The sequence below is a fragment of the Variovorax sp. P5_A3 genome, assembly GCF_056400665.1.
Map to the genome: position 1 here is coordinate 143,051 of NZ_JBFUKW010000004.1, position 11,093 is coordinate 154,143.

At 66.3% G+C, this 11,093-nt stretch carries 12 protein-coding genes; 5 read left to right on the forward strand and 7 right to left on the reverse strand.

Features of this window, described 5'->3' with window-relative positions:
• Positions 1–42: 42 nt before the first annotated feature.
• Positions 43–1,374 carry a serine--tRNA ligase gene (gene serS, locus AC1D3B_RS08110; RefSeq protein ID WP_478190145.1) on the reverse strand — a complete coding sequence of 444 codons (1,332 nt, stop codon included), beginning with the start codon at positions 1,372–1,374 and terminating at the stop codon, positions 43–45.
• A gap of 61 nt (positions 1,375–1,435) precedes the next feature.
• Here serS and AC1D3B_RS08115 point away from each other — a divergent pair, with 61 nt between their 5' ends.
• Complete coding sequence (locus tag AC1D3B_RS08115; protein WP_478190146.1) at positions 1,436–1,852, forward strand: VOC family protein; 417 nt, start codon at positions 1,436–1,438, stop codon at positions 1,850–1,852.
• A gap of 4 nt (positions 1,853–1,856) precedes the next feature.
• On the opposite strand, the gene AC1D3B_RS08120 is transcribed toward AC1D3B_RS08115, so the two are convergent.
• The 3 genes from AC1D3B_RS08120 to AC1D3B_RS08130 are packed head-to-tail and all read right to left on the reverse strand — an operon-like array spanning position 1,857 to position 4,236.
• Positions 1,857–2,819 (reverse strand): threonine/serine dehydratase, encoded by a 963-nt coding sequence (locus tag AC1D3B_RS08120; RefSeq protein ID WP_478190147.1) that lies wholly within the window; start codon positions 2,817–2,819, stop codon positions 1,857–1,859.
• The gene (ispH, locus tag AC1D3B_RS08125; protein ID WP_478190148.1) at positions 2,816–3,781 is read right to left on the reverse strand and encodes a 4-hydroxy-3-methylbut-2-enyl diphosphate reductase; all 966 of its coding nucleotides are present in this window, start codon (positions 3,779–3,781) and stop codon (positions 2,816–2,818) included. Before ispH ends, AC1D3B_RS08120 begins: the two co-directional genes overlap by 4 nt.
• Positions 3,778–4,236 (reverse strand): FKBP-type peptidyl-prolyl cis-trans isomerase, encoded by a 459-nt coding sequence (locus AC1D3B_RS08130; RefSeq protein ID WP_478190149.1) that lies wholly within the window; start codon positions 4,234–4,236, stop codon positions 3,778–3,780. The genes ispH and AC1D3B_RS08130 overlap by 4 nt, the downstream gene beginning before the upstream one ends.
• Before the next feature lie 65 nt (positions 4,237–4,301).
• Here AC1D3B_RS08130 and radC point away from each other — a divergent pair, with 65 nt between their 5' ends.
• The gene (radC, locus tag AC1D3B_RS08135; RefSeq protein WP_478190150.1) at positions 4,302–4,979 is read left to right on the forward strand and encodes a RadC family protein; all 678 of its coding nucleotides are present in this window, start codon (positions 4,302–4,304) and stop codon (positions 4,977–4,979) included.
• A gap of 33 nt (positions 4,980–5,012) precedes the next feature.
• Positions 5,013–5,669, forward strand: coding sequence for a Smr/MutS family protein (locus tag AC1D3B_RS08140; RefSeq protein WP_478190151.1), 657 nt, complete (start codon positions 5,013–5,015; stop codon positions 5,667–5,669).
• A 25-nt stretch (positions 5,670–5,694) separates the two neighbouring features.
• Here the strand turns inward: AC1D3B_RS08140 and AC1D3B_RS08145 are convergent, their stop codons facing one another.
• A complete protein-coding gene (locus tag AC1D3B_RS08145) occupies positions 5,695–6,114 on the reverse strand; it encodes a group II truncated hemoglobin (RefSeq protein WP_478190152.1) in 420 nt (139 codons plus the stop codon).
• Between the two features lie 39 nt (positions 6,115–6,153).
• On the opposite strand from AC1D3B_RS08145, the gene AC1D3B_RS08150 reads away from it, so the two are divergent.
• Complete coding sequence (locus AC1D3B_RS08150; protein ID WP_478190153.1) at positions 6,154–7,179, forward strand: isopenicillin N synthase family dioxygenase; 1,026 nt, start codon at positions 6,154–6,156, stop codon at positions 7,177–7,179.
• Positions 7,180–7,416: 237 nt separating this feature from the next.
• Here AC1D3B_RS08150 and AC1D3B_RS08155 read toward each other — a convergent pair whose 3' ends face one another.
• Complete coding sequence (locus AC1D3B_RS08155) at positions 7,417–9,933, reverse strand: ABC transporter permease (RefSeq protein ID WP_478190154.1); 2,517 nt, start codon at positions 9,931–9,933, stop codon at positions 7,417–7,419.
• Positions 9,934–10,122: 189 nt separating this feature from the next.
• On the opposite strand from AC1D3B_RS08155, the gene AC1D3B_RS08160 reads away from it, so the two are divergent.
• A complete protein-coding gene (locus AC1D3B_RS08160) occupies positions 10,123–10,638 on the forward strand; it encodes a hypothetical protein (protein ID WP_478190155.1) in 516 nt (171 codons plus the stop codon).
• A 13-nt stretch (positions 10,639–10,651) separates the two neighbouring features.
• On the opposite strand, the gene AC1D3B_RS08165 is transcribed toward AC1D3B_RS08160, so the two are convergent.
• On the reverse strand, positions 10,652–11,083 hold the full coding sequence (locus AC1D3B_RS08165; protein WP_478190156.1) for an FHA domain-containing protein: 432 nt from the start codon (positions 11,081–11,083) through the stop codon (positions 10,652–10,654).
• Between the last annotated feature and the right edge of the window lie 10 nt (positions 11,084–11,093).

Below are 11,093 nucleotides of genomic sequence, written 5' to 3' on the forward strand. Positions count from 1 at the left end.
CTGTCGAGCCTGCGATTCTAACAGAGCCCGAAGCGCACTTTTTCAGCCGCGCAACACTTCGATGCCGCCCAGATAGGGGCGCAGCGCGACCGGCACGCTGATCGAGCCGTCCTCGTTCTGGTGGTTTTCCAGCACGGCGACCAGCGTACGGCCGACGGCCAAACCCGAGCCGTTGAGCGTGTGGACGAGCTCGTTCTTGCCCTGCGCATTCTTGAAGCGGGCCTGCAGACGCCGCGCCTGGAAGGCCTCGCAGTTCGAGACCGAGCTGATCTCGCGGTAAGTGTCCTGCGCCGGAAGCCACACTTCCAGGTCATAGGTCTTGGTCGAACCGAAGCCCATGTCGCCGGTGCTCAGCAGGACGACGCGGTACGGCAACTCCAGCGCCTGAAGCACGGCTTCGGCGTGGCCGGTCATGGCCTCGAGCGCCTCGTAGCTCTTGTCGGGATGGGTGATCTGGACCATCTCGACCTTGTCGAACTGGTGCTGGCGGATCATGCCGCGCGTGTCGCGACCGGCGCTGCCGGCTTCCGAGCGGAAGCACGGCGTGTGCGCGGTGAGCCTGATCGGCAATTGCGACTCGGCCACCACCTCGTCGCGCACGAAGTTCGTGAGCGGCACCTCGCTGGTGGGGATGAGGTACAGCGCCGAATGGTCGGGCGCCGGCTCGCCGTCCTGTCCACCTTTTTTCGCGGCGAACAGATCCCCTTCGAACTTGGGCAACTGGCCGGTACCGCGCAGCGTCTCGGCGTTGACGATGTACGGCACGTAGCACTCGGTGTAGCCGTGCCGCTGTGTCTGGATGTCGAGCATGAACTGGGCAAGCGCGCGATGCAGGCGCGCGATCGGGCCCTTCATCACGCTGAAGCGCGAGCCCGAGAGTTTGGCGCCGGTCTCGAAGTCCAGGCCCAGCGGCTGACCGAGGTCCACATGGTCCCTCGGCGTGAAGCCCAGCGCGGAAGCGGATGCGCCCGCGCCGCCGTTGGGGCTCCAGCGACGCATTTCGACATTGGCATGCTCGTCCTCGCCGACGGGAACGCTCGCGTGCGGCAGGTTCGGCACGGCCAGCAACAGCGCCTGGAGTTCCGGCTGGATCGCATCGAGCCGGGTGGCCGACGATTCCTGCTCCGTCTTGAGGGCGTTGACTTCGGCCATCAGCGCGTCGACCGACTCGCCCTTGGCCTTCAGCGGCCCGATCTGCTTGTTGAGGGCATTACGGCGCGCCTGGATTTCCTCGGTGCGCGTCTGCAAGGTCTTGCGCTCCGCCTCGAGCGAGGTGAACCTGTCCACGTCGAGGTAGGGCTGGTCCTTCTTGCGTGTTTCGAGGCGGGAAACGACCGACGCGAGGTCCTTGCGTAACAGTGTGATATCGAGCATTTGGGTGATTTTAGGTGCGCGTAGGATCGTGCTCCCTGCCAGCTCACCTCATGGAGATGCAATGCAAGCCTATCTGTCATTCAACGGGAACGCTGCCGAGGCGCTCGCGTTCTACGCCAAGTGCCTGGACGGCAAGATCGTCCTCAGCATGACCTTCGGCGAGAGCCCCATGGGCAAGGAAACGCCCGATTCGCACAAGCAGAAGATCATGCATGCCACGCTCGAAGCTCGCGGCGACAAACTCATGGCGTCCGACCTGCCGCCGGGCTACCCCTTCGATGGCTACAAGGGCTTTTCGCTCTCGGTCCAAGCCAAGGACGTCAAGGAAGGCGAGAAGCTCTTCAAGGCGCTGTCCGAGGGCGGCAAGGTCACGATGCCGTACGCGGCAACGTTCTGGTCCTCCGGCTTCGGCATGCTCGAAGACAAGTTCGGCGTGCCGTGGATGGTCAACTGCGAGCAGCCGCCGGCAAGCAGCTGAAAACTCAACTCAGCGTTGCCGGATCGACATTGGCGCCGCAGACGATGAGGCAGACCTTCTCGCCCTCGCGCGGCACGTAGACGCCGGTTCGCAGCGCGGCCAGCGGCAGGGCCGCGGCCGGCTCGACGGCCAGCTTCAGCTCTTTCCACAGCCAGAGCTGCGCAGCGCGGATGGCTTCGTCCGGCAGCAGAAGCGCGTCGCGCACATGGCGCTGCGTGATCTCCCAGGAAATCGCGCCGATGCGCCGTGCGCCCAACGAGTCGGCTGCGACGCCGCCAACGTCAACGTCGACCGGCTCGCCGGCTTCGCGCGCGCGCACCAGCGTCGGCGCAAGCTTCGGCTCGAGCGCCACCACGCGGCTGCGCTGCTCGAACCAGGCTGCGAGGCCTCCGATCAGGCCGCCTCCGCCCACGCTCACCAGCACCGAATCCGGAAGGCCGCCCTGCTGCTCGACCTCGCGGCCGAGCGTGCCCGCGCCGGCGACCACCTCGGACTGGTCATAGGCATGCGTGAGCAGCGCACCGGTTTCACCTTGGCGTTCGAGACAGGCGGCCAACGCATCGGCGTACGCTTCGCCGACCACGACCACTTCGGCCCCGAGCGCACGCAGCCGCGCCCGCTTGGCCTCGGTCGACACCTTGGGGAGATACACCGCGCAATGCACGCCGAGCGCCTGTGCGGCGGCGGCCGTGGCGATGCCGGCGTTGCCACCCGAGGCGACGATCGCCCCGGCAGCGGGTATGTCATTGGCGAGCAGCCGGTTCATCATGCCGCGTGCCTTGAAGCTGCCGCTGATTTGCAGATGCTCGAGCTTGAGCCAGACTTCGAGGCCTTGCACCTTGACGCCCAGCGCCTCACCGGACACCTTCCAAAGCGGTGTCTCGCGCAGGAAGTTCGGCGCGCGCTCTCGAAGCCGGCGCGCCGCAACCTCGATGTCGCTGCGCCAGGCGTGTGCCGTCCCGCTCACGAGATATGCCCCGGCGGAGGAATGTCGTCGAGCTTGAGGCCCTTGGGCAGCGGGAACTTGAGGGTTTCCTCTATGCCGTCCATCTTGCGCACGGAAACGGCACCCAGTGCCTTCACGCGATCAATCACCTCACGCACCAGGATCTCGGGCGCCGAGGCACCCGCCGTCAGGCCTACGCGCGACTTGCCTTCGAACCATTCCGGCCTCAATTCAGCGGCCGAATCGACCATGTAGCTCTCCGTGCCGAGGCGCTGCGCGAGTTCGCGCAGGCGGTTGCTGTTGGAACTGGTCGGGCTGCCGACGACGATCACCAGGTCGACCTGCGGGCTCAGGATCTTCACGGCATCCTGCCGGTTCTGCGTGGCGTAACAGATGTCCTGTTGCTTGGGCTCGCGCACGTTCGGGAAACGTGCGCGCACAGCCGCGGAAATCTCGGCGGCGTCGTCCACCGACAGCGTGGTCTGCGTCACGACCGCGAGCTTGTCGGTCTGCGACGGCGAGACGTTCGCGACATCCTCCACGTCCTCCACTAGGTGAATGCCGCTCGACAGTTGCCCCATCGTGCCTTCGACTTCGGGGTGCCCCTTGTGGCCGATCATGATGAACTCGTAGCCCTCTTTCGCCAGCTTCGCGACCTCGACGTGCACCTTGGTGACGAGCGGGCAGGTCGCATCGAAGACCTCGAAGCCGCGTTCGCGCGCCTCGGCCTGCACGGCCTTGCTGACACCGTGCGCGCTGAACACCAGCGTGGCGCCCGGCGGCACGTCGGCGAGGTCCTCGATGAAGACCGCACCCTTGGCCTTGAGCTCGTTGACGACGTAGGTGTTGTGCACGATCTCGTGCCGCACGTAGATCGGCGCACCGAACTTCGCGATGGCGCGCTCGACGATCTCGATCGCGCGGTCGACGCCGGCGCAGAAGCCGCGTGGCTCCGCGAGGATGACTTCCTGGACTCCAGTCACAACACGCCGATCAACTTGACCTCGAAGGTCACGGGCTGACCTGCGAGCGGATGGTTGAAGTCGAAGCGCACCGCGGTGTCGTTCGATTCGATGACGGCCCCCGCATAGCTGCCGGTGCCGTCGGGCGTCGGGAACTGCACGACATCGCCCACGGCGTACTGCTCGTCCGGATCGCCCATCTGCGCGAGCAGCTTGCGCGCCACCCATTGCTGCATCTCGGGATTGCGTTCGCCGAAGGCATCGCCGGCGGGTAGCTCGAAGGTGGCGTGCGCACCCTCCTCCATGCCGATCAGTCGCTGTTCGACCGCCGGAGAGAGTTCGCCCGTGCCTAGCGACAGCGTGGCGGGCTTGTCCTGGAAGGTGTTGATGATGTCGCCCGCAGGCCCGGCCAGCCGGTAATGCAGGGTGAGAAATGAACCGGCCGTGACGGCGGCGGCGGTGGTAGTCGAAGACAAGGTGAAGAGTCCCGATAGACTGGGGCCTATATTTTAGGGAGTGGGGCTTGAACCCCGAATGCGCCATGTCTTTCAAGGACCTGATCGAAGAAGCGCGGCCGCGCGAAAAACTCATGGGGCTCGGCGCAGGCGCGCTGGCCGACGCCGAACTGGTGGCGCTGCTGCTTCGAACCGGCATCCCCGGCAAGAACGTGCTTCAGCTCTCGCAGGAACTGCTCGACGGCTTCGGCGGCCTCACAGGGCTGCTCCATGCCGAGCTGGACGATCTCAAGCGCATCAAGGGACTCGGCGGCACCGCCAAGCGCGCCGAGCTGGCGGCCGTCCTCGAACTCGCGCGCCGCGTACTGGCCGAGCGCCTGAAAGAACGCGCTGTGTTCGACTCGCCGGATGCAGTGAAACAGTACCTTCAACTCCATCTCGCCGCGCGGCCCTACGAGGTGTTCGCCGCCCTCTTCCTGGACGCGCGGCACCGTATGATCGCGATGGAAGAACTGTTTCGCGGCACGCTCACGCAAACCAGTGTCTATCCGCGCGAGGTGGTCAGCCGGGCGCTGCACCATCACGCCGCGGCGGTGGTGCTGGCGCACAACCATCCCAGCGGCTGCGTGGACCCCTCCAGGGCGGACGAGTCACTCACGCAGATGCTCAAGTCCGCTCTGGCGCTGATCGACATCCGGGTCCTGGACCACGTGATCGTGGCCAGGGGCAGTACTCTCTCGATGGCAGAACACGGCCTCGTTTGAAGGCCTGCGCTCTCCCTTACCATCCCCCACTTCATGCCTGCCAAATCCAACAGTCTCAAGAGCCTTGCCGACCTGAAGCAGGTGCAGCGCTCGCTCATCGAGCAGCGCGAGCGCGAAGCGGCGGAGGCTGCGGCGCATGCGGCAGCCCAGAAGAAGCGGGTGGCCGACCAGGATCTGTTCACGCGCGCGATCGGTGCCACGAAGCCCCTGCGGCAAAAGGCCGCCGTGCCGCTGGCCCCGGAGCCGCCGGCGCCGATCCCCGTGCAGCAGCAACTCGACGAACAGCGCGTGCTGCGCGAGTCGCTGTCCGACGAGTTCGACGTCAGCACGCTGCTCGACGCGGACGACGCGATGAGCTTTCGCCGCCCCGGCATCAACACCGACGTGACGCGCAAGCTGCGTGCGGGCGAATGGTCGATCCAGCGCGAGATCGACCTGCACGGCCTGCGTAGCGACGAGGCGCGGGAGGCGCTCGGCGCCTTCATTCGCGAGGCGTACAAGCAGGGCGTTCGCTGCGTGCGCGTGGTGCACGGCAAGGGCCTGGGCTCGCCCGGCAGGCAGCCGGTGCTGAAGGCGAAGGTGCAGCGCTGGCTGATCCAGAAGAATGAAACGCTGGCCTTCGTCCAGGCCAAGCCGGCCGAAGGCGGAGCGGGCGCGCTGGTGGTGCTGCTGGCGCCTTCGCGGCGCTGATCAGGAGGCCAAGAGGCCGGGCGGGTCATTCGCCGCGGTTGCGCATCCAGTCGGCCGTCTGGAAGAAGGATCCGCGCAAGCGTTCGCGCAGGTCTTCCGGCACGCCGGTTTCACCCATCGCCTGGTCCATGCAGGCAAGCCACTGGTCGCGTTCCTTGATGCCGATGCTGTGGCCGCCGATGCTCCGGGGCAGGTGGCGCGCACGCAGCATGGGGTGCCCGAAGCGGTCGGTGTAGTGCTGCGGGCCGCCGAGCCAGCCACAGAGGAACCAGAAAAGGCGTTGCCGCGCGTTGTCGAGCGTGGTGCCGTGTACCGCGCGCAGTTGGGCGTAGGCGGGTTCGAGGTCCATGAGGTCGTAGAAGCGTTCGACCAGTGCATGGACCCTGTCTTCGCCGCCGATCCATTCGAAGGGCGTGTCGAAGGGCGGTTTGTCCTGGATTTGCATGGGCGAGATTGTCGCCAAGACTTGCGGCACCATCGGGGCATGCGTGATTTGACCCCACCCTCCTCCGGCAGCGACGCCCTGCCTGTCATCGACGTTTCGGCCTTGGTTTCCGATGCGCCGGGGCGCGACGATGTTGCCGCGCAGATCGGCGCCGCATGCAGGGCGCACGGATTCTTCTATGTCACCGGTCATGGCGTCGACGAGGCGCTCGTGGAACGTCTCGAAGTTCTGAGCCGACGCTTCTTCGCGCTCGACGAGGGCGCCAAGATGAAGTGGCGGATGGCGCTGGGCGGCCGTGCGTGGCGCGGCTATTTCCCGCTTGCCGGTGAATTGACTTCGGGTCGGCCGGACTGGAAGGAAGGCCTCTACCTCGGCACCGAGCTTCCGGAAGACGATCCGCTGGTGCGCGCCCGCACACCTGTGCACGGACCGAATCTGTTTCCGGACATCGAGGGATTCCGCGACACGGTGCTCGCATATATCGATGCAGTTTCGAAGCTGGGTCACCGGTTGATGGAGGGCATCGCCCTGAGCCTCGGCTTGCCATCGACCTATTTCGCCGAGCGCTACACGGCGGACCCTCTGATACTGTTTCGCATCTTCAACTACCCGACCCAGTCGGTGCCCGAGGGCATGGATGTCCATTGGGGGGTCGGTGAGCACACGGACTATGGGCTGCTCACGATCCTTCACCAGGACGAAGTGGGCGGCCTGCAGGTGCGCACGCCGGAAGGATGGATCGAAGCACCGCCGGTGCCGAACTCCTTTGTCTGCAACATCGGCGACATGCTCGATCGCATGACCGGCGGGCTCTACAAGTCGACGCCTCATCGTGTGACGCGCAACACCTCGGGGCGCGACCGGCTTTCATTTCCCCTGTTCTTCGACCCGAACTTCGAGGCTCGTGTGCAACGCATCGAAGGGCTGGCGGGGGCCGCTGCCCAGGACGACAGCGCAGTGCGCTGGGATCGGGCGAATGTGCATGCCTTCAATGGCAAGTACGGCGATTACTTGCTGGCGAAAGTTTCGAAGGTGTTTCCGCAGCTTCGGGATGAAGTGCTGTAGGTGGGGCTTGGGCCTTGGGAAGTGCGCCCGGTAGGCGGTGCGGGCCGGTCGACCCCGCTACGCCGGCCCTTCGGGCTCCCTTCCGGTGCTCGCTTCAGGCGGGGGCCGCGCGTGTTTGAGTGGAACGAAGTGGAGCGAGTTTGCGCGGACCCCGCCTGTCGGGAGCAGCGCAGGGAAGCCGCGAAGCGGCCGGTGACGTCGGCCGGCACAGGGCACACCGCCCGACGACGACGCCCCCTATTCCGCCGCCTGCCGCAACGTCGCCACCACAGGCCGCCGCAGCACCTCGCGCAGCCCCCACCAGCCCGCAGCGAGTGCGAGGACGGCACCCGCCAGCGCCCCCGCGACCGGCACGATCGGCGATGCAGTCCAGGTGAAATCGAACACATAGCGCGCCAACGCCCAGCCGATCACCGAGGCCACGATGCTCGCCAGGAATCCCGCCAGCAACCCGACGCCGACCAGTTCCGCGCGCTGCACCTGACGCAGCAGACTCGCCCTTGCCCCCACCGCGCGCATGACCGCGAACTCGCGGGCGCGTTCTTCGCGCGTGGCTGTGACCGCCGCGAACAGCACCACCAGCCCCGCCGCCAGTGTGAAGCCGAAGAGGAACTCCACCGCGCGAATCACCTGGTCGAGCACGCGCTGCACCTGCCCGATCGTGGCGCTCATGTCGACATTGGTGACGTTCGGATAGGTGCGCACCAGCGCGTTGTCGAAGCCCTTCACGTCCGGCGCCCGGAACGCGCCCATGTAGGTGATAGGCACGTCGGCCACCGAGGCCACGGTGTACATCACGAAGAAGTTCGCATGCATCGACCCCCAGTCGACCTTGCGCAGCGAGGTGATGCGCGCATCGTTCTGCATGCCGCCGATGTCGAAGCGCAGCTTGTCGCCCAGCTTCAGCCCGAGCGTCTCCGCGAGCCCTTCCTCGACACTCACCTCGCCCGCGGCGCCAGGTTTCCACGCGCCGGCAGTGACGATGTTGTGGGCCGGCGCATCGACGCTGTTGCTGAGATTGAATTCACGGTCGACCAGCCGCTTCGCGCGATCGTCCACATAGTCGTCGGACGACACCGGCTTGTCGTTTACCGCGACCAGCCGGCCGCGGATCATCGGATACCAGTCGAACTTGCGCACGCCGTTGTCGCGCAGCGTCTTCTGGAACACGTCGCTCTGGTCCGGCATCACGTTGATGACGAAGCGGTTCGGCGCGTCGGGCGGCGTAGCCTTGCGCCAGCTCGACACGAGGTCCGTGCGCAGAAGCACCAACAGGATCAGCGCGAGCAAGCCCACCGCCAACGCACTGACCTGCACCACGGCATAGGCCGGCCGCGCGGAGATCTGGCGCGTGGCCAGCACCAGCCAGCGCGGCGCCGTGGTTTCGTTGACGCTGCGGCGCAGCAGCAGCACGGCGACCCAACTCAACAGCGCGAACACGGCCACTGCCGCGGCGAAGCCGCCGACTGCGATGAGGCCCAGCTTCAGGTCGCTGCTAGCGGCCACCAGCAGTGCGGCAAAGCCCGCGACGCCCAGCCCGAGCACGGCGATCGATGTGGGCTTGAGGTTGCCGACGTCACGCCGGATCACGCGCAGCGGTGGAACGCGCGCCAACTGCAGCACCGGCGGGAGGCCGAAGGCGAACAACAGCGTGAGCCCAACGCCGAAGCCGAAAGCGACGGGCCAGAGCGTCGGCGCAGGCAGCGCGCTCTGCACCAGCCCCGCGAGCAACACCACGAACGCATAGTGCACCCCGAACCCGATGGCAACGCCGAGCGCGCTGGCAATCACGCCCACTACCGCGAACTCGAAGGCGTAGGCGCCGGCGATGGTGCGTTGGCTCTGGCCGAGCACGCGCAACATGGCGCAGTCGTCCAGATGGCTGGCAGCGAAGCCGCGCGCCGCCAGGGCCACGGCGACGGCCGACAGCAACGCGGCGAGCAGTGCGACCAGGTTGAGGAATTTCTCGGCACGATCGAGCGTCTGGCGCATCTCGGGCCGGCCGCTCTCGAAGGAATCGAGACGCGCACCACGCACGTCGCCCTTCTTGATCGTCGCCTCGGCCCAATCGCTGAAGCGCTTCACCGCATCCGCCTCGCCCGCGACGGCGAAGCGGTAGCTCACACGGCTCGCAGGCTGCACGAGACCGGTGCGCGGGACGTCGGCCTGGTTGAGCATGACGCGGGGCGCGAAGCTCATGAAACCGGCGCCACGGTCCGGTTCGAGCGTGATGATCCGCCCGATGCGCAGGGCGGCATCACCCAGCAGCAGCGTGTCGCCCACCTTGAGCGAGAGCGAATCAAGCAATGACGCGTCGACCCAGGCCTCCCCGGGCGCGGGAATGTCACGGGTGATCCGGCCCTCCGCCGCCGGATCGGTGCTCACCTGCAGATTGCCGCGCAGCGGGTAGCCTGCCGTGACCGCCTTCAGCGCCACCAGCTTGCTCGCGCCGCCCTGGGCTTCGTCCGCCCGCGCCATGGTCGGGAATCCGTAGGTGCTCGAGCCTTCCAGGCCGAGGGACCGCGCGTGTTCCACGAAGGCTACCGGCGTCGGGTTGTCGGTTGCGAGAACCGCGTCGCCGCCAATCAGCTGGCGAGCGTCGCGCTGCAGTCCGCCCTTGAGCCGATCGGCGAAGAAACCGACCGCCGTGAGCGCCGCCACGGCCAGCAGCACGGCGACGATCAGGAGACGGAGCTCACCGGCACGAAGGTCGCGCCAGAGCGTGCGCCAGCCAAGGCGAATGAAAGCGTTCATGGGGACCGACGATAGCCGATGAGGGATCGGCACCCGGCAGCAAGGGATTGACCCAGGACGTTTCAAAAAGTTAAACCATGTAGTACTTTTGTGACAAAGGTCGCATCGAAACAGAAACCATAGTTCTCATTTCAGAGAAATCTCGTGGTTCTGGGTTTCAATCAAGCCATACCAACGGAAAGCACTCGCATGAGCTACTACGAACACGATTACGGACTCTCCGCCCTCGAGGTGAAGGTTTCCGATCTGCTCATCGCCACGCCCGATGCATGCGACCCGTTGCTGGATCCCGCCGTCTACCAGGTCCTGAAGCTGTTGCGCGACCAGCACGCCACGGAGGCGGCATTCGCCTGTGAAGTCAACGACGGCCAACGCGTGTCGCGCCGTGTGGAACTGTCCCACCGCGCCCAGTTCATCGATGAACAGGCCGAACCCCTGGAACTGGCTTTCTGCAAGCAGGTGCTGAGTGCGCGCGTTCCGGCAGGCTGCTACCTCAGCGCGCCGGTGGTGCTCGCCAGCGGCGCGATCTACGGCACCTTCTATTCCTTCTGCTTCAACCCGGACCCGGCGATCGAGGCCCGTGATCTCAAGAAGCTCGAAATGGCCGCGCAACTGGCCGCGCGCCTGATCGACGAGCGTCGGCCGCGTGCTGCGACGCCCACTGCCGCCGCTCCGGCGGTGCAACGCCAGGCCGTCGCAGCCTAGTTCGCCTGAGCGCTCAGCGCACGAAGGTGCGGGTGTCGAGTCCGATCCGGCCGCTGGGGAGCTTGCCGCGGCCGCTCTGCGCTTCCGTCTCTTCGAGGTGCAGCAAGGCGTCGGGCGCCGTCAGCAGTCGCAGCGCCTCGACCGGCGGCAGCGTCCTGCTGCTGAAGAGAAATCGCAGCTGGCAATCCCCGACGACGATCGCATCGCCGTTCTTCAGGGCGCGCGACCGCACCTTTTCATTGTTGACGTAAGTGCCGTTGCGGCTGCCCATGTCGGTGAGCATGAAGCCCTCGCCGGTCCACTGGATGGCGGCGTGATGCCGGCTCACACGTTCGCTGTCGATGCACACCCTGTTGCCGATGGAACGCCCGATGGTGGTGAGCGTTGCCGCGATGTTGACCTGCCGGACACTGGCATGCCGGGCCAGGATGATCAGTCTTGCCATACCCAAATCC